Origin of the sequence: Pseudomonas sp. (assembly GCF_030684895.1) — a bacterium.
Classification (GTDB): domain Bacteria; phylum Pseudomonadota; class Gammaproteobacteria; order Pseudomonadales; family Pseudomonadaceae; genus Aquipseudomonas.
This window is the reverse complement of record NZ_JAUXXP010000080.1, coordinates 47687-64873: the sequence shown is the minus strand read 5'-3', so window position 1 is coordinate 64873 and position 17187 is coordinate 47687. Positions and strand designations below refer to the sequence as shown.

Sequence of the window (17187 nt, the reverse complement as noted above, 5' to 3'; positions counted from 1 at the left end):
AGCTTTCGGGCACACAGCCCGTAAAGCGGCGCGTTTTATATCATAAAAGTCAGGGGCAAGCTACTCGCAGACCGCAACATATGCAGCCGACTCAGTGGCAGGTTTTCACGTAGCGCTTATGGCGGGCGGCTTGTAGCTGTTAAGATGACGCCCTTTCTGTTCGCGTTCGAGAGCCGCACATGACCGTCACCATCAAAACGCCCGACGAAATCGAGAAAATGCGCGTAGCCGGTCGCCTGGCTGCCGAAGTTCTGGAAATGATTGGCGAGCACGTCAAGCCCGGCGTCACCACCGAAGCGCTCGACCGTATTTGCCATAACTATATTGTCAACGTGCAACAGGCCATCCCCGCGCCGCTCAATTACAAAGGCTTCCCCAAGTCGATCTGCACCTCGGTCAACCATGTGGTCTGCCATGGCATCCCGAATGACAAGCCGCTGAAAGAAGGCGACGTGATCAACATCGACATCACCGTGATCAAGGATGGCTACCACGGCGATACCAGCAAGATGTTTATGGTTGGCAAAGTGCCTGAGTGGGCCGAGCGCCTGGCCAAGATCACCCAGGAGTGCATGTATAAAGGCATCGAACTGGTCAAACCCGGCACTCGCCTGGGCGATATCGGTGAAGTGATCCAGAAGCACGCCGAGAAGAACGGCTTCTCCGTGGTGCGCGAATACTGCGGCCACGGCATTGGCGCGGTGTTCCATGAAGAGCCGCAAGTGCTGCACTACGGCCGCGCCGGTACCGGCATGGAACTGCAGGAAGGCATGACCTTCACCATCGAGCCGATGATCAACCAGGGCCGCCCGGAAACCCGCACCCTGGGTGACGGCTGGACCGCGATCACCAAGGACCGCAAGCTCTCCGCCCAATGGGAACACACCATCCTGGTGACCGCTGATGGCTACGAGATCTTCACCTTGCGCAGTGATGACACCATCGCCCGCACATCGGCCTGAGCCTCTCGCTGAGTCTGCTGTATAGATAGAAGGAAGGCCGCAATGCCGCAGGTAGATCCCGAGCTGTTCGACCGCGGCCAGTTCCAGGCGGAACTGGCCCTCAAGGCCAGCCCTATTGCGGCATTCAAGAAGGCTATCCGCCACGCCCGTGAAGTGCTCGACGGGCGTTTTACCAGCGGCCGCGATGTACGCCGTCTGGTCGAGGACCGTGCCTGGTTTGTCGACCAGATCCTGCGCGAAGCCTGGGACCGCCTGTCCTGGAGTGAAGACGCCGATATCGCTCTGCTCGCCGTCGGCGGCTATGGCCGTGGCGAGCTGCACCCCTTCTCCGACATCGACCTGCTGATCCTCCTCGACAACGCCGACCACGAAACTTTCCGCGAACCCATCGAGCGCTTCCTTACCCTGCTCTGGGACATCGGCCTGGAAGTCGGGCAAAGCGTGCGCAGCGTGGATGAGTGCGCCGAAGAGGCACGCGCCGACCTGACGGTGATCACCAACCTGATGGAAAGCCGCACCATCGCCGGCCCCGAACGCCTGCGTCAGCGTATGCAGTTGGTTACCAGCACCGAGCAGATGTGGCCGAGCAAGCAGTTCTTCCTGGCCAAGCACAAAGAGCAGCGCGCCCGTCACGGCAAATACAACGACACCGAATACAACCTGGAACCCAACGTCAAAGGCTCGCCCGGTGGCCTGCGCGACATCCAGACCATTCTCTGGGTCGCGCGCCGGCATTTCGGCACGTTGAACCTGCACGCCATGGTCGGCCAGGGCTTTTTGCTGGAAAGCGAATACGCCCTGCTCGCCTCCAGCCAGGAGTTCCTCTGGAAGGTGCGCTACGCCCTGCACATGCTCGCCGGCCGCGCCGAAGACCGTCTGCTGTTCGACCACCAGAGCCGGGTTGCCGCCCTGCTCGGCTATGAAGACAGCGACAGCAAGCGCGCCATCGAACGTTTTATGCAGAAGTACTACCGCGTGGTGATGGCGATTGCCGAGCTCAGCGACCTGATCGTCCAGCACTTCGAGGAGCAGATCCTCAACGCTGGCGAAATCGGCCAGGCCACGCCGCTTAACAGTCGCTTTCTGCTGCGCGATGGCTATATCGAAGTCGCGCACCCCAATGTGTTCAAGCGCACGCCGTTTGCCATCATGGAAATCTTCGTGCTGATGGCCCAGCACCCGGAGATCAAAGGCGTGTGCGCCAACAGCATTCGCCTGCTGCGCGAACACCGCCACCTGATCGACGATGATTTCCGCCGCGACATCCGCAACACCAGTCTGTTTGTCGAGCTATTCAAAAGCCCGCAAGGCATTCACCGCAACCTGCGGCGGATGAACCGCTACGGCATCCTCGGCCTGTACCTGCCCGAGTTCGGCCATATCGTCGGGCAGATGCAGCACGACCTGTTCCACATCTATACGGTCGATGCGCACACCCTGAACCTGATCAAGCACCTGCGTAAATTCAAGTGGACTGAGCTCGCAGAAAAATTCCCCCTGGCCAGCAAGCTGATCGACAAGCTGCCCAAGCCCGAGCTGATCTATATGGCCGGGCTTTACCACGACATTGGCAAAGGCCGTGGCGGCGACCATTCGGAGCTCGGCGCGGTAGACGCGGAAGCCTTCTGCGTGCGCCATCAGCTGCCGAACTGGGACTCCAAGCTGATCGTCTGGCTGGTGCAGCACCACCTGGTGATGTCCACCACCGCACAGCGCAAAGACTTGTCTGACCCGCAGGTAATCTTCGATTTCGCCCGCCTGGTTGGCGACCAGACCCGCCTGGATTACCTCTACGTGCTGACCGTGGCCGACATCAACGCCACCAACCCCAGCCTGTGGAACTCCTGGCGCGCCAGCCTGCTGCGCCAGCTGTATACCGAGACCAAGCGTGCATTGCGCCGTGGCCTGGAAAATCCGCTGGACCGCGAAGAGCAGATTCGCCTGACGCAGATCGCCGCCCTGGACATCCTGGTGCGCGGCGGCACCGACCCGGACGACGCCGAGCAGCTCTGGTCGCAACTGGGGGACGACTACTTCCTGCGCCATACGGCCAGCGACGTGGCCTGGCACAGCGAAGCGATCCTGCAGCACGCCAACAACAGCGAGCCGTTGGTGCTGATCAAGGAAACCACCCAGCGCGAATTCGAGGGCGGCACGCAGATCTTCATCTACGCCCAGGATCAGCACGACTTCTTCGCGGTGACCGTGGCGGCCATGGCCCAGCTCAACCTGAACATCCATGACGCACGGATTCTCACTTCCACCAGCCAGTTCACCCTCGACACCTATATCGTGCTCGAAGGCGAAGGCGGCTCGATTGGCGAGAACCCGGCGCGGATCAAGGAGATTCGCCAGGGCCTGATCGATGCGCTAAAGAACCCGGACGATTACCCGAACATCATCCAGCGCCGCGTACCGCGCCAGCTCAAGCACTTTGCCTTCGCGCCGCAGGTGAGCATTCACAACGATGCGCATCGGCCGGTGACCATTCTCGAAGTCACCGCACCGGATCGACCCGGCTTGCTGGCACGGATCGGGCGGATTTTCCTCGACTTCGACCTGTCGCTGCAGAACGCCAAGATCGCCACCCTGGGCGAGCGAGTGGAAGACGTGTTCTTCGTCACCGATGCGCACAACCAGCCGCTGTCCGACCCCGAGCTGTGCACGCGCCTGCAGGAAACCATGGTCGCGCAGCTCTCCGACGCGCCAGGCCCGCAGGTCGAACCGAGTCGAATCACTATTTAAACCACTTAGCCTTATTACCCTTGAGCCGCCTGACATTACCGATGCAGGCGCTGGAAGACCTCAGGAAGCAACAATGAACGACGCGTTAAACCAGCTGCAGCCCTACCCGTTCGAAAAGCTCCGCGCCCTGCTGGGCAGCGTGCAAGTAGCCGCCGACAAGAGCCCGATTGCCCTGTCGATTGGCGAGCCAAAGCACCGTTCGCCGGAGTTTGTCGCCGAGGCATTGCGCGCCAACCTCGACCAGCTTGCGGTCTATCCGACCACCCTGGGCATTCCGGCGCTGCGTGAAGCCATCGCCAACTGGTGTAACCGCCGTTTTGGTCTGCCGGCCGGCGTGCTCGACCCGGCGCGCCATGTGCTGCCGGTCAACGGCACCCGTGAAGCGCTGTTTGCCTTTACCCAGGCGGTGGTCAAACGCAACGTCTCGCCATCTCAAGAATCGGGCCTGGTAGTCAGCCCCAACCCCTTCTACCAAATCTATGAAGGCGCGGCTTTTCTCGCCGGCGCGCAGCCGCACTACCTGCCGTGTTTGGAAGAACACGGCTTTAACCCGGACTTCGACGCCGTCAGCGACGAGGTCTGGCAGCGTTGCCAGATCCTCTTTCTCTGCTCGCCGGGTAACCCGACCGGTGCGCTGATTCCGCTGCCGACGCTGAAGAAGCTGATCGCCCTGGCCGACACGTTCGACTTCGTGATCGCTGCGGATGAGTGCTACAGCGAGCTGTATTTCGATGAAGGCCACCCGCCGGCCGGCCTGCTAACGGCCTGCGCCGAACTGGGCCGCCATGATTTCAACCGCTGCGTGGTATTCCACAGCCTGTCCAAACGCTCCAACCTGCCGGGCCTGCGTTCGGGCTTCGTGGCCGGCGACGCCGACATTCTGCAATCATTCCTGCTGTACCGTACCTACCACGGCTGCGCCATGCCGGTACAAACCCAGCTGGCCAGCGTGGCTGCCTGGAACGACGAAGCCCATGTACGTGCCAACCGCGAGCTGTACCGCGAAAAATTCGACGCGGTGCTGGCGACTCTGGACGGCGTGCTGGATGTGCAGCGTCCGGATGGCGGCTTCTACCTGTGGGCGAAAACGCCGATAGACGATGAAACATTTACCCGCGAGCTGTTTGCCCGCGAGCATGTCACCGTGGTGCCCGGCTCGTACCTGTCGCGCGCAGTGGACGGCCACAACCCGGGCGCCGGCCGTGTGCGCATGGCCCTGGTCGCGCCGCTGGCCGAGTGCGTGGCGGCAGCCGAACGTATCCGCGATTTTGTGAAGAGCCTCTGATGAGCAAAACCTTGTTTGGCATAAAAGCCTGCGACACCATGAAAAAAGCCCGCACCTGGCTCGACGAGCACGGGGTAAGCTACGCCTTTCATGATTACAAAGCCTGCGGCATAGACCGTGGCAACCTGGAAAAGTGGTGCAACGAGCATGGCTGGGAAACCATCCTGAACCGTGCAGGCACCACCTTCCGCAAGCTGGACGAGGCGCAGAAAAGCGACCTCGATCAGCACAAGGCGATCGAACTGATGCTCGCCCAACCGTCGATGATCAAACGCCCGGTGCTGGATCTCGGCAACAAGACCCTGGTTGGCTTCAAAGCCGACCGTTATGCCGCCGAACTGGTTTGAACCCGTCGGCCCACACGAATTTGCGGTAAGGAAAACAGCATGAGCACAACCCTCTTCAGCCTGGCTTTCGGCGTTGGCACCCAAAACCGTCAGGGCTCCTGGCTGGAAGTCTTCTACGCCCAACCGTTGCTCAACCCAAGCAGCGAGCTGGTCGCCAAGGTCGTGGAAAAACTCGCCTACCAGGGCGGCAACCAGGCCATCGCCATCAACAACAGCCAGGCCGGCGATCTGGCCGAAGCGCTGAAAAATGTCGATGCTGGGCAATCCGCCCTGCTAACCCGCCTGGCCGAAAGCCAGAAGCCGCTGGTGGTCACCCTGCTCGCCGAAGACGCCGCGCTGACCAGCACGCCTGAGGCCTACCTCAAGCTGCACCTGCTGTCGCACCGTCTGGTCAAGCCACACGGCCTGAACCTCACCGGTATCTTCCCACTGCTGCCGAACGTGGCCTGGACCAGCCAGGGCGCAGTCGACCTCGGCGAACTGGCTGAGCGTCAGCTGGAAGCGCGCCTGAAAGGCGACCTGCTGGAAGTCTTCTCGGTGGACAAGTTCCCGAAAATGACCGACTACGTAGTGCCGGCTGGCGTGCGTATCGCTGACAGCGCGCGTATCCGCCTGGGCGCCTACGTGGGCGAAGGCACCACCGTGATGCACGAAGGCTTCGTCAACTTCAACGCCGGCACCGCAGGCCCCGGCATGATCGAAGGCCGCGTGTCTGCGGGCGTATTCGTCGGCAAGGGCTCGGACCTGGGCGGCGGCTGCTCGACCATGGGTACCCTGTCCGGTGGCGGCAATATCGTCATTTCGGTTGGCGAAGGCTGCCTGATCGGCGCCAACGCCGGCATCGGCATTCCGTTGGGCGACCGCAATACGGTGGAGTCCGGCCTGTACATCACTGCCGGCACCAAGGTGGCGCTGCTCGATGCCGATAACAAATTGGTCAAGGTGCTCAAGGCCCGCGACCTGGCCGGCCAGCCGGACCTGCTATTCCGTCGTAACTCGCAAACCGGCGCCGTGGAGTGCAAGACCCACAAGTCGGCCATTGAGTTGAACGAAGCCCTGCACGCCCATAACTGATTGCGCGCAACGCCTGTGGGAGGGGCTTTAGCCGCGACTGAAAATAGTCGCGGCTAAAGCCCCTCCCACAATGCTCAGAACACCCTGCAGCCTTGAGGCTTCCATGTCGCAGACATCCCCCTGGCGCACCGACTTCCCCGGCATCTCGGCCCTTGCGGCCGAAGGCCAGACCTATCTGGACAGCGCCGCCACCGCGCAAAAACCCCAGGCCATGCTCGATGCCCTGCTCGGCTACTACGCCGGCGGCGCAGCCAATGTGCATCGCGCCCAACATCTGCCGGGCGAACGCGCCACCCGTGCCTTTGAAGCCACGCGGGAAAAGGCTGCACGCTGGCTCAACGCAGCCGACGCACAGCAGATCATCTTTACCCGTAGCGCCACCGAGGCGTTCAACCTGCTGGCTTATGGCCTGGAACAGCAATTTCAGCCAGGCGATGAGATCGTTATCAGCGCACTGGAACACCACGCCAACCTGTTGCCCTGGCAGCAACTGGCGCTGCGTCGACAGCTCAAGCTGGTGGTGCTGCCGCTGGATGCCCAGGGCCTGATCGATCTAGCCCAAGCTGCGCAGCTGATCGGCTCGCGCACCCGTTTGTTGGCGGTCAGCCAGCTATCGAATGTGCTCGGCTGCTGGCAGCCGCTGCAGCCATTGCTGGCCCTGGCACAAGCGCAAGGCGCGCTGACTGTAATCGATGGCACCCAAGGCGTGGTACATGGCCGTCAGGACGTGCAAGCACTGGGCTGCGATTTCTATATCTGCTCCAGTCACAAGCTCTATGGCCCGGACGGTGTCGGCCTGCTTTATGGCCGCCCGCAGGCCCTGGAACAGCTGGCGCATTGGCAGTTTGGCGGCGAGATGCTGCTGCACACCGACTACTACAACGCCAGCTTTCGCCCTGCGCCACTGGGCTTTGAGGCCGGTACGCCGCCAATTGCCTCAGTGATCGCCTTAGGCGCCAGTCTGGATTACCTGAGCAACCTCGACGCCAATGCCGTCAGCGCCCATGAAGCTGCCCTGCATAGCCAGCTGATCACTGGGCTGCAGCAGCGCCAAGGCCTGAGCCTGCTCGGCACACCGACTGTCGCCTTGGCCAGCTTTGTGGTCGACGGCGTGCACAACGCCGACCTCGCTCACCTGCTGACCGAGCAAGGGATTGCCGTGCGCGCCGGCCATCACTGCGCCATGCCGCTGCTGCAGGGCCTTGGCCTGAGCGGGGCGATTCGCGTATCCCTGGGGCTGTATAACGATGGCAGCGATCTGCAGCGTTTCTTCAGCGCCCTGGATCAGGCCCTGGAGCTGTTGCAGTGAGCCTGCCCGCCAGCGCCCAGACGGCGCTGCAAGCCTTTAGCGCCTGCCCCGGTTGGGAACAGCGCGCACGCCTGCTGATACAGTGGGGCGACCAGCTTGCCCCGCTCAACGACGCAGAACGCTGTGAAGCCAACCGGGTGCAAGGCTGTGAGAGTCAGGTGTGGCTGCTGGCCGAGCCCGACGGCGCGCACTGGCAGTTTCGCGCCAGCAGCGATGCTCGATTATTGCGGGGTCTGCTTGCGCTGCTGCTGGCACGGGTCAATGGCCTGGCACAGAGCGAACTGACGCAGCTGGATCTGCCGGACTGGTTTACCCAGCTCGGCCTGGCCCGCCACCTGTCGCCCTCACGCAGCAATGGCCTGCAGGCCGTGCTGACGCGAATGCAGCAATTGCTGAATGCCGACGATCAGGGCGCAGCGCGCCACTGATCGGCATTGCCGGAGTACAAGGCCTGCTGCAGACGCTCCAGCTCACCGCTCTGCGCCAGACGGCGCAAACCGGCATTGAATACCTTACGCAGCTGATCGACCTGGGCATCGCCTTTGCGAAACAGCAGGTGCAGCGGCTCAGCGTTCAACAGCCGTGGGTGATGGGTGATTGCAGCCCGCGCTTCGGGGGCAAATATACGCCGCAGCATGGCGTAGCCCACCGCCCGGTCCTGCGGATGAAAATCCACGCGCCCCAGCTCCAGCAGGCGAAAGCCGGTGTCTTCCTTGCCGCTTTGCTGCACCTGCAACTGCCCGCCCTGCACCGCCGCATCGAACTGCGGACCATAGGAGTAGCCCAGGGTGGTGGCGATGCTAAACGCCTTGAGGTCTTCCACATGCTGCCAGTCAAGTACTCGGTCCTTACGCTGGAACAGCACCACTTCGCCCTTCACTACCGCATCGCTGCAGGTACTGACGCGCTGACGGGCACTGTTGCAGATGTACGGCATTACCGCATCCAGGCCACCCTGCTCGAGCATCAGCAGGTTACGGTCCCAGGGGTAGTAGACGAATTCAACCTGATAACCGGCTGCCGTGAAGATATCGCGCACCAGCCGCGACAGGGCGCCACCATCCTCGCGGTGCTGGTCGACATAGGGCACCCAGTCGCCGGTACCAATCCGCACAAGCGGGTTGGCATGGGCACTCAGGCAAGCGGAAAGCGCTGCAAACAGCAGCGCAGATCGCGGGAAATGACATAACACATGACGCAGCAGGGACAACACAGCACACCTCAATAAAACGAAAAACAGCATATCCCTGCTGAACAGCGACCTTAACCGGTCGTTTTTACAGATTAGTCAACACGCGCGGCTATGCATCAGGCGAGCGCGGTCGCTGCGCCGGTCGCCGCGTACCAGCGACTAATTTATCGACGATACGCGCAGCAGCCACCATGCCGAAGGTGGCGGTCACCATCATTACGGCGCCAAAACCGCCGGCGCAGTCGAGTTTGACCCCCTCGCCGACAAAAGCCTTGTACTGACACACCGTGCCATCAGGCTTGGGATAGCGCAGCTGCTCGCTGGAGTAGACGCACGGCACGCTGTAGTTGCGCCCTGGCGTGCGCGAGAAACCGTAGTCGCGGCGCAGGGTGGAACGCACCTTGGAGGCCAGCGGATCATTCCAGGTCTTGTTCAGGTCGCCGACCTGGATCTGCGTCGGATCGATCTGCCCGCCCGCGCCGCCGGTGGTAATCACCTGGATCTTGCGCCGCTTGCACCAGGAAATCAGCGCCGCTTTGGCGTTGACGCTGTCGATGCAATCGATCACCGCATCCAGGTGCTCGGTGATGTACTCAGCCATGGTCTCGCGGGTCACAAAATCCGCCACCGCATGCACCACGCAAGCTGGATTGATACCGCGAATACGCGCCGCCATCACCTCGACCTTGGGCTGACCAACCGTGCTGTCGAGGGCATGCAGCTGGCGGTTAGTGTTGCTGACGCAGACATCATCCAGATCAAACAGCGAGATTTCGCCCACTCCAGAACGCGCCAACGCTTCCGCCGCCCAGGAGCCCACACCGCCAATCCCGACCACCGCCACATGCGCAGCCGCCAGCCGTTCGGCGCCCTGGCGGCCATACAGACGGGCGATCCCGGCAAAGCGTTGTTCATCCACAGGCATTCTTCTCTCTCGCAAGCCACAACCGGCGCGCATTATAGGTAGCCGACGGGGTGCACCCAAGCACTGTCTTGGTCTAGACCGCCTGAACCGATGAACAGCCGTAGCATATGGCCATCATATGAACCATCAACCCCCTTCAGCGTTCTATCAGTATGCCGCTGCGCACCGCTATACAGCCCAATGGCTGCGGCGTAGCATGCGCCACCCGACGTCCGTCGCTTTTTATTGCCCCTTCGCTGGACCTGCACACTATGCCTTCGCGTAAGTTTGGACTGAACCTGGTCATGTTCCTGGCGATTGCCGCCCTGTTTACTGGTATCTGGGCGCTGTACAACCGCCCAATCACCGCGCCTGACTGGCCCGAACAGATTTCCGGCTATTCCTTCTCGCCCTTCCGCGCCGGGCAGAATCCGCAGCAGGGCAGCTACCCCAGCGATGAGCAGATGCGTGCCGACCTGGAATTGCTGAGTACCCAGACCGACAACATCCGCACTTACTCAGTAGACGGCCCGCTGGGCAACATTCCCCTGCTGGCCGAAGAGTTCGGCCTGCGCGTGACCCTGGGTATCTGGATCAGCCCGGACCTGGAACGCAACGAACGGGAAATCACCAAAGCCATCGAAATTGCCAATAACTCCCGCAGCGTGGTGCGCGTGGTGGTCGGCAACGAAGCCCTGTTTCGCAAAGAGGTTACCGCAGAGGGCCTGATTGCCTATATCGACCGCGTGCGCGCGGCGGTCAAGGTGCCGGTGACCACCTCCGAGCAGTGGCACATCTGGCAGGAATACCCGGAACTGGCCGAGCACACCGACCTGGTCGCCGCCCACGTACTGCCCTACTGGGAGTTCGTGCCGATGGAAGACGCCACCGACTTCGTCCTCGAACGCGCCAAAGACCTGAAAAAGCTCTTCCCGAAAAAACCCCTGCTGCTCTCCGAGGTTGGCTGGCCGAGCAACGGCCGCATGCGCGGCGGCGCCGATGCCTCCCAGGCGGACCAGGCGATCTACCTGCGCACGTTGGTCAATGCGCTGAACGCCAAGGGTTACAACTACTTCGTTATCGAAGCCTTCGACCAGCCGTGGAAGGCCAGCGACGAAGGCTCGGTAGGCGCCTACTGGGGCGTATACAACCTTGATCGCCAGGCCAAGTTCGCCTTCGAAGGGCCGGTGGTAGCGATTCCGCAGTGGCGCTTGCTGGCCATCGCCTCGGTGGTGCTGGCCCTGCTCAGCCTGGCGCTGATGCTGATCGACGGCAGCGCCCTGCGCCAGCGCGGACGCACCTTCCTGACCATCGTCGCCTTCGCCGGCGGCTCGGCCCTGGTGTGGATCGGCTACGACTACAGCCAGCAATACAGCACCTGGTTCAGCACCCTGGTCGGCCTGCTGCTGGGTATCGGTGCCTTCGGCGTGTTTATCGTGCTGCTCACCGAAGCCCATGAGCTGGCCGAAACCGCCTGGACCCGCGCGCGCCGCCGACCGTTCCAGCCGGTGCTAGCCGACAGCGCCTACCGGCCCAAGGTGTCGGTCCACGTGCCCTGCTACAACGAGCCGCCGGAGATGGTCAAACAGACCCTCGACGCTCTGGCCGCACTGGATTACCCGGATTACGAAGTCATCATCATCGACAACAACACCAAAGACCCGGCCGTATGGGAGCCGGTAGAGGCCTATTGCAAAGTGCTGGGCCCGCGCTTTCGTTTCTTCCACGTCGCACCGATTGCCGGCTTCAAGGGCGGCGCGCTGAACTACATCCTGCCGCACACCGCACCGGATGCCGAAGTGGTGGCGGTGATCGACGCCGATTACTGCGTCGACAAGAACTGGCTCAAGTACATGGTGCCGCACTTCAGTGACCCGCAGATCGCCGTGGTGCAGTCGCCGCAGGATTACCGCGACGGTAACGAAAATATCTTCAAGAAGCTCTGCTACGCCGAATACAAAGGCTTCTTCCATATCGGTATGGTCACCCGCAACGACCGCAATGCGATCATCCAGCACGGCACCATGACCATGATCCGCCGCACGGTGATGGACGAACTGAAGTGGGCCGACTGGACCATCTGTGAAGACGCCGAGTTGGGCCTGCGCGTGTTCGAGAAAGGCTACTCCGCCGCCTATGCCAACCAGAGCTTTGGTCAGGGGCTGATGCCGGACACCTTTATCGACTATAAGAAGCAGCGCTTCCGCTGGGCCTACGGCGCCATTCAGATCATGAAGGGCCACGCCCGCAGCCTGTTCCTCGGCAAGAGCTCCGAACTGAAAACCGGCCAGCGCTACCACTTTGTCGCCGGCTGGCTGCCATGGATCGCCGACGGCCTGAATATCTTCTTCACCGTCGGTGCGCTGCTCTGGTCGGCGGCGATGATCATCGTGCCGCAGCGGGTCGACCCGCCGCTGATGATCTTCGCCATCCCGCCACTGGCGCTGTTCTTCTTCAAGCTCGGTAAGATCCTGTTCCTGTACCGCAAGGCCATGGGTGTTGACCTGGTGCGCTCGTTCCAGGCAGCCATCGCCGGCCTGGCGCTGTCGCACACCATTGCCAAAGCGGTGCTCTACGGCACGTTCACCAAGACCATCCCGTTCTTCCGCACACCGAAGATGGCCAGCAACCATGGCATCATGGTGGCTCTGGCCGAGGCCCGTGAAGAAGTCTTTATCATGCTGCTGCTGTGGGGTTCAGCCATCGGCATCAGCATCGTCCAGGGCTTGCCCAGCGCCGACGTGAAGTTCTGGGTGGCCATGCTCCTGGTGCAATCGTTGCCCTACCTGGCGGCGCTGATCATGGCCCTGCTGTCATCGTTGCCAGCGCCTCAGGCAAGCCCGCAGGAAACCGCCGCGGCCAGCTGAGTACAAGCGAGCTTGAATGCCAGACGGCGGCCAATGGCCGCCGTTTTGCTTTAAGATGGCGGCCTTTCCGCTTGATGCCGCCTTGGAGCCGCAATGACCGCCAACGCCATGCCCCTCTCCCCGACGCTGGAGCTTGCCTGCGAGCTGATTCGTCGCCCATCCGTCACGCCGCTTGATGAAGGCTGCCAGGAACAGATGACGCGCCGCCTTGCCGCCTGCGGTTTCACCATCGAGCCGATGCGGATCGAGGAAGTGGACAACTTCTGGGCCAGCCACGGCAAGGACGACGGCCCCGTACTGTGCTTTGCCGGACACACCGACGTGGTGCCCACCGGCCCGGTACAGAACTGGCAGCATCAGCCATTCAATGCCCTGATCGACGAAGACGGCATGCTCTGCGGCCGTGGCGCGGCGGACATGAAAGGCAGCCTGGCGTCGATGATCATCGCCGTTGAACGCTTTGTTGCCGAATACCCGGATCACAAAGGCCGTATCGCCTTCCTGATCACCAGCGACGAAGAAGGCCCGGCGCACAACGGCACCAAGGCCGTGGTCGAGCGCCTGCGCGCACGCAACGAGCGCCTGGACTGGTGCATCGTTGGCGAGCCATCGAGCACCACCCTGGTTGGCGACGTGGTGAAGAACGGCCGCCGTGGCTCGCTTGGCTGCACCCTCAGCGTACGCGGCAAGCAAGGCCACGTGGCCTACCCGCACCTGGCCCGTAACCCGATTCACCTGGCCGCGCCGGCCCTGGCCGAACTGGCTGCCGAGCATTGGGACGACGGCAACGCGTTCTTCCCGCCGACCAGCTTCCAGATTTCCAACCTGAATGCCGGCACCGGCGCGACCAACGTGATCCCTGGCGAGCTGACGGCGGTGTTCAACTTCCGCTTCTCCACCGAATCGACGGTTGAAGGCCTGCAGCAGCGCGTCGAGGCAATCCTTGCCAAACACGGCCTGGACTATCACCTGGATTGGGCGCTTTCCGGCCTACCATTTCTCACCGAACCGGGCGCACTGCTCGACGCCGTAGCGGCCAGCATCAAGGCAGTCACCGGCCGCGACACCCGCCCGTCGACCAGCGGCGGCACCTCCGACGGGCGCTTTATCGCCACCCTCGGCACCCAGGTGGTCGAACTCGGCCCGGTCAACGCCACCATCCACCAGGTCGACGAACGCGTACTGGCCAGTGATCTGGATGTGCTGACCGAGATTTACTATCAAACCTTGGTCAATCTGCTCGCATGCTGATCTGCCCCATCTGCCAAGCGGCGCTGCAAACGCTCGACAACGGCGTGGCCTGTCCGGCCAACCACCGCTTTGACCGCGCGCGCCAGGGTTACCTGAACCTGCTGCCGGTGCAGCACAAGAACAGCCGCGACCCCGGCGACAACGCCGCCATGGTCGAGGCGCGGCGGCGCTTTCTCGACGGCGGTCATTACGCGCCGCTGGCCAAGCGCCTGGCCGAACTGGCCGCCGGTTATAAGCCCGCGCGCTGGCTGGATATCGGATGCGGCGAGGGTTACTACACCACGCAGATCGCCGACGCCCTGCCACAAGCCGACGGCTACGCCCTGGACATCTCCCGCGAAGCGATCAAACGCGGCTGCAAGCGTGCGCCCCAGCTCAACTGGCTGGTGGCAAGCATGGCCCGCGTGCCACTGAGTGATGCCAGCTGCCAACTGCTGGCCAGCGTCTTCAGCCCGCTCGACTGGCAAGAGGCCAAACGCCTGCTCGCCCCCGGTGGCGGCCTGCTGCGCATGGGCCCGACCCGCGAACATCTGATGGAACTGCGGCAGAAGCTGTATGACGAAGTGCGCGACTACGATGATCAGAAGCACCTGGAGCTGATCCCCGACGGCATGCGCCTGGCCCACAGCGAAACCCTGACCTTTAATCTGCACCTGCAAAGCAGCGAGGCCCGCGCCGACCTGCTGGCCATGACCCCACACGGCTGGCGCGCCAGCGCCGAAAAGCGCGCGGCGGTGATTGCCGAACCCTGCGACGTGACTGTTGCCATCCGCTACGACTGGATCGAGAGACTATGACCATGCGCCAACCGGATATCGAGATTTACCTGAAAGACGCCGACCACATCGCTATCGGTGAGTGGCTCAGCAGCGCGCTGGGCAGCTGCACACCTTGGCAGCAAAAAGGCCAGACCTACAAATGCATGGCCGGTGAAGTACCTGTCACCTGGTTGCCCAAGGCTGTCGGCAAGTGGCACAGCCTGTTCCTGGAAAGCGATACCACCCCCTGGGCTGACGACCTGGCCTGCGCCCAGGCCGCCTTCGCCGCACTGAATGTCGAAGTGCGCTGCGCCCCCGGCGGCTGGCAGGAAGAAGAAAGTGACGAGCAGGCCGACCGCTGGATGCGCATCAGCGCCGATGGGGTAGAGGAAATCACCTGGCGCACCGGCTAACCGAGCGGCTTTCAAACAAGCACAAAAAACCCCGCCTAGGCGGGGTTTTGTTTAACCGGGCGTTTACTTCTTACCCAGTTTCTTAAGCTCTTCGTCACGCAGTTCGCGGCGCAGGATTTTGCCGACGTTGGTGGTTGGCAGTACGTCGCGGAATTCCACGGCTTTCGGCACCTTGTAGCCGGTGACGTTGGCGCGCATGTGCTCCATGACCTGCTCTTTGGTCAGGGTTTCACCCGGTTTGACCACCACGAAGATCTTGATCGCTTCGCCCGACTTCTCGTCCGGCACGCCGATGGCTGCGCACTGCAGCACGCCCGGCAGGGTGGCGAGCACGTCTTCCAGTTCGTTCGGGTAGACGTTGAAGCCGGACACCAGAATCATGTCCTTCTTGCGGTCGACGATGCGCATGTAACCGTCTTCCTGGATCACCGCGATGTCGCCGGTCTTCAACCAGCCTTCGGCGTCAAGGATTTCCTCGGTGGCTTCCTGGCGCTGCCAGTAGCCCTTCATCACCTGCGGACCTTTGACGCACAGCTCGCCAATCGAACCCAGCGGCTGCTCGACGCCTTCATCGTCGATCACTTTGCACACTGTCGAGGGGACCGGAATACCGATGGTGCCGATCTGGATATTGCTGAACGGGTTAACCGAGGCCACCGGGCTGGTCTCGGTCATGCCGAAGCCTTCGCAGATTGAGCACCCGGTCACCTGCTTCCAGCGCTCGGCGGTCGCCAGTTGCAGCGCCATACCGCCGGAGAAAGTGGCCTTCAGGGTGGAGAAGTCCAGCTTGCGGAAGTCCTCGTTGTTGCACAGGGCAACGAACAGGGTGTTGAGGCCGACAAACCCGGTGAACTTGTACTTGGCCAGGTCCTTGGTCATCGCGGGCAGATCACGCGGGTTGGTGATCAGCACGTTGTGCCCACCAATCAGCATCATGGCCATGCAATGGAAGGTGAAGGCGTAGATGTGGTACAGCGGCAACGGCGCGATCAGCACTTCGCTGCCTTCACTCATTTCCGAGCCCATCAGCGCCTTGACCTGGAGCATGTTGGCGATCAGGTTGCGATGGGTCAGCATCGCACCCTTGGCCACGCCGGTGGTGCCGCCGGTGTATTGCAGTACAGCGATTTCGCCATTGTTCGGCGCGGCGTCCTTGGACGCCTGACCACGGCCCTTGGCCATGGCTGCAGTGAACTTGACGGCTTGCGGCAGGTTGTAGGCCGGCACCATCTTCTTCACGTGCTTGACCACGCTGTTGACCAGCAGGCGCTTAAGCGGTGAGAGCATGTCACCGACTTCGGTGATGATGACCGTCTTGATCCCGGTTTTCGGCAGTACTTGCTCAACCAAATGGGCCATGTTGGCCAGGCTGACCAGGGCCTTGGCACCAGAATCGTTGAATTGGTGCTCCAGTTCGCGCGCGGTGTACAGCGGGTTGGTGTTGACCACCACCAGACCGGCGCGCAGGGCACCGAAGACTACAACCGGGTACTGCAGCACGTTGGGCAGTTGCACGGCGATACGATCGCCGGGCTGCAGGTCGGTGTGCTGCTGTAGGTAGGCGGCAAAGATGCCGGACAACTCGTACAGCTCACCATAGGTAATGGTTTTACCCATATTGCTGAAAGCTGGCTTGTCGGCGAAGCGTTGGCAGGACTCTTTCAGTACCGCCTGGATGTTCGGGTACTGGTCAGGATTGATTTCGGCAGCAATCCCAACGGGATACTTATCCTTCCAAAAGTTTTCGGTCATGGAAGCCCACTCCTCAGCAACAGCTTGATCTTCACCGCGCATAGACGGTTGTTTATTGTAGATTTGCGTGTTTTCTGCGACTTGAACGGCAAAAAAATTGCCGGGAGCAATTTTTGTCGTCGCACAGCGACGGCCTCAAGAGGCTGGCCACTATGGATAGCGGATCACAAAAAAGCCGCCCGAGAGTAGCAGCTTTGCCAAACAGCGACTAGCACCAATAAGCGCCGCGGCAGTCACAAAAGTGACCAACACATACAACCTGGTCATCTTTATGATTTCGCTGAAAGTGGCGAGCTATAGGCGTTGCGTAGGACTTGCAGAGATTTCA

The 17187-nt window shown here is 61.9% G+C and carries 14 protein-coding genes; 11 read left to right on the top strand and 3 right to left on the bottom strand.

The features are described from left to right. The first annotated feature begins 179 nt into the window (after window positions 1-179). The 7 genes from map to Q8M42_RS17605 all read left to right on the top strand — a co-directional run bounded on the left by map (window position 180) and on the right by Q8M42_RS17605 (window position 8150). A complete protein-coding gene (gene map, locus Q8M42_RS17635) occupies window positions 180-962 on the top strand; it encodes a type I methionyl aminopeptidase (protein ID WP_304870494.1) in 783 nt (260 codons plus the stop codon). 42 nt (window positions 963-1004) lie between these two features. Continuing rightward, on the top strand, window positions 1005-3707 hold the full coding sequence (locus tag Q8M42_RS17630) for a [protein-PII] uridylyltransferase (protein ID WP_304870496.1): 2703 nt from the start codon (window positions 1005-1007) through the stop codon (window positions 3705-3707). A gap of 73 nt (window positions 3708-3780) precedes the next feature. After that, complete coding sequence (dapC, locus tag Q8M42_RS17625) at window positions 3781-4992, top strand: succinyldiaminopimelate transaminase (protein WP_304870498.1); 1212 nt, start codon at window positions 3781-3783, stop codon at window positions 4990-4992. Next, on the top strand, window positions 4992-5339 hold the full coding sequence (locus tag Q8M42_RS17620; RefSeq protein WP_289239274.1) for an ArsC family reductase: 348 nt from the start codon (window positions 4992-4994) through the stop codon (window positions 5337-5339). Before dapC ends, Q8M42_RS17620 begins: the two co-directional genes overlap by 1 nt. A 39-nt stretch (window positions 5340-5378) precedes the next feature. After that, window positions 5379-6413 (top strand): 2,3,4,5-tetrahydropyridine-2,6-dicarboxylate N-succinyltransferase, encoded by a 1035-nt coding sequence (dapD, locus tag Q8M42_RS17615; RefSeq protein WP_304870502.1) that lies wholly within the window; start codon window positions 5379-5381, stop codon window positions 6411-6413. Between the two features lie 103 nt (window positions 6414-6516). Beyond that, a complete protein-coding gene (locus tag Q8M42_RS17610; RefSeq protein ID WP_304870504.1) occupies window positions 6517-7722 on the top strand; it encodes an aminotransferase class V-fold PLP-dependent enzyme in 1206 nt (401 codons plus the stop codon). Then, the gene (locus Q8M42_RS17605) at window positions 7719-8150 is read left to right on the top strand and encodes a SufE family protein (protein WP_304870506.1); all 432 of its coding nucleotides are present in this window, start codon (window positions 7719-7721) and stop codon (window positions 8148-8150) included. The genes Q8M42_RS17610 and Q8M42_RS17605 overlap by 4 nt, the downstream gene beginning before the upstream one ends. Here the strand turns inward: Q8M42_RS17605 and Q8M42_RS17600 are convergent. Next, window positions 8129-8932, bottom strand: coding sequence for a substrate-binding periplasmic protein (locus tag Q8M42_RS17600; protein ID WP_370692756.1), 804 nt, complete (start codon window positions 8930-8932; stop codon window positions 8129-8131). The genes Q8M42_RS17605 and Q8M42_RS17600 overlap by 22 nt on opposite strands. A gap of 91 nt (window positions 8933-9023) precedes the next feature. Beyond that, window positions 9024-9839, bottom strand: coding sequence for a tRNA cyclic N6-threonylcarbamoyladenosine(37) synthase TcdA (tcdA, locus tag Q8M42_RS17595; RefSeq protein ID WP_304870510.1), 816 nt, complete (start codon window positions 9837-9839; stop codon window positions 9024-9026). A gap of 251 nt (window positions 9840-10090) precedes the next feature. Between tcdA and Q8M42_RS17590 the strand changes: the two genes are divergently transcribed. From Q8M42_RS17590 to Q8M42_RS17575, 4 genes are all read left to right on the top strand, one after another. Continuing rightward, entirely contained in the window at window positions 10091-12685 is a 2595-nt protein-coding gene (locus tag Q8M42_RS17590; RefSeq protein WP_304870512.1) for a glycosyltransferase, read from the top strand. A 93-nt stretch (window positions 12686-12778) separates the two neighbouring features. Beyond that, window positions 12779-13936, top strand: a complete 1158-nt coding sequence (gene dapE / locus Q8M42_RS17585; RefSeq protein WP_304870514.1) for a succinyl-diaminopimelate desuccinylase — start codon at window positions 12779-12781, stop codon at window positions 13934-13936. Continuing rightward, window positions 13930-14733 (top strand): putative RNA methyltransferase, encoded by an 804-nt coding sequence (locus Q8M42_RS17580; RefSeq protein ID WP_304870516.1) that lies wholly within the window; start codon window positions 13930-13932, stop codon window positions 14731-14733. The genes dapE and Q8M42_RS17580 overlap by 7 nt, the downstream gene beginning before the upstream one ends. Window positions 14734-14735: 2 nt before the next feature. Next, a complete protein-coding gene (locus Q8M42_RS17575) occupies window positions 14736-15107 on the top strand; it encodes a hypothetical protein (RefSeq protein WP_304870607.1) in 372 nt (123 codons plus the stop codon). Window positions 15108-15170: 63 nt separating this feature from the next. Here the strand turns inward: Q8M42_RS17575 and fadD1 are convergent, their stop codons facing one another. Then, window positions 15171-16859, bottom strand: a complete 1689-nt coding sequence (fadD1, locus tag Q8M42_RS17570) for a long-chain-fatty-acid--CoA ligase FadD1 (protein ID WP_304870518.1) — start codon at window positions 16857-16859, stop codon at window positions 15171-15173. Window positions 16860-17187 lie beyond the last annotated feature (328 nt).

Bases quoted from the DNA above. Each gene is read 5' to 3' on its own strand.
- Q8M42_RS17610 (WP_304870504.1), top strand. From the start codon at position 6,517: ATGTCGCAGACATCCCCCTGGCGCACCGACTTCCCCGGCATCTCGGCC.
- Q8M42_RS17575 (WP_304870607.1), top strand. From the start codon at position 14,736: ATGCGCCAACCGGATATCGAGATTTACCTGAAAGACGCCGACCACATC.
- Q8M42_RS17630 (WP_304870496.1), top strand. From the start codon at position 1,005: ATGCCGCAGGTAGATCCCGAGCTGTTCGACCGCGGCCAGTTCCAGGCG.
- fadD1 (WP_304870518.1), bottom strand. From the start codon at position 16,859: ATGACCGAAAACTTTTGGAAGGATAAGTATCCCGTTGGGATTGCTGCC.
- Q8M42_RS17620 (WP_289239274.1), top strand. From the start codon at position 4,992: ATGAGCAAAACCTTGTTTGGCATAAAAGCCTGCGACACCATGAAAAAA.
- dapD (WP_304870502.1), top strand. From the start codon at position 5,379: ATGAGCACAACCCTCTTCAGCCTGGCTTTCGGCGTTGGCACCCAAAAC.
- dapE (WP_304870514.1), top strand. From the start codon at position 12,779: ATGACCGCCAACGCCATGCCCCTCTCCCCGACGCTGGAGCTTGCCTGC.
- Q8M42_RS17590 (WP_304870512.1), top strand. From the start codon at position 10,091: ATGCCTTCGCGTAAGTTTGGACTGAACCTGGTCATGTTCCTGGCGATT.
- map (WP_304870494.1), top strand. From the start codon at position 180: ATGACCGTCACCATCAAAACGCCCGACGAAATCGAGAAAATGCGCGTA.
- Q8M42_RS17580 (WP_304870516.1), top strand. From the start codon at position 13,930: ATGCTGATCTGCCCCATCTGCCAAGCGGCGCTGCAAACGCTCGACAAC.
- dapC (WP_304870498.1), top strand. From the start codon at position 3,781: ATGAACGACGCGTTAAACCAGCTGCAGCCCTACCCGTTCGAAAAGCTC.
- tcdA (WP_304870510.1), bottom strand. From the start codon at position 9,839: ATGCCTGTGGATGAACAACGCTTTGCCGGGATCGCCCGTCTGTATGGC.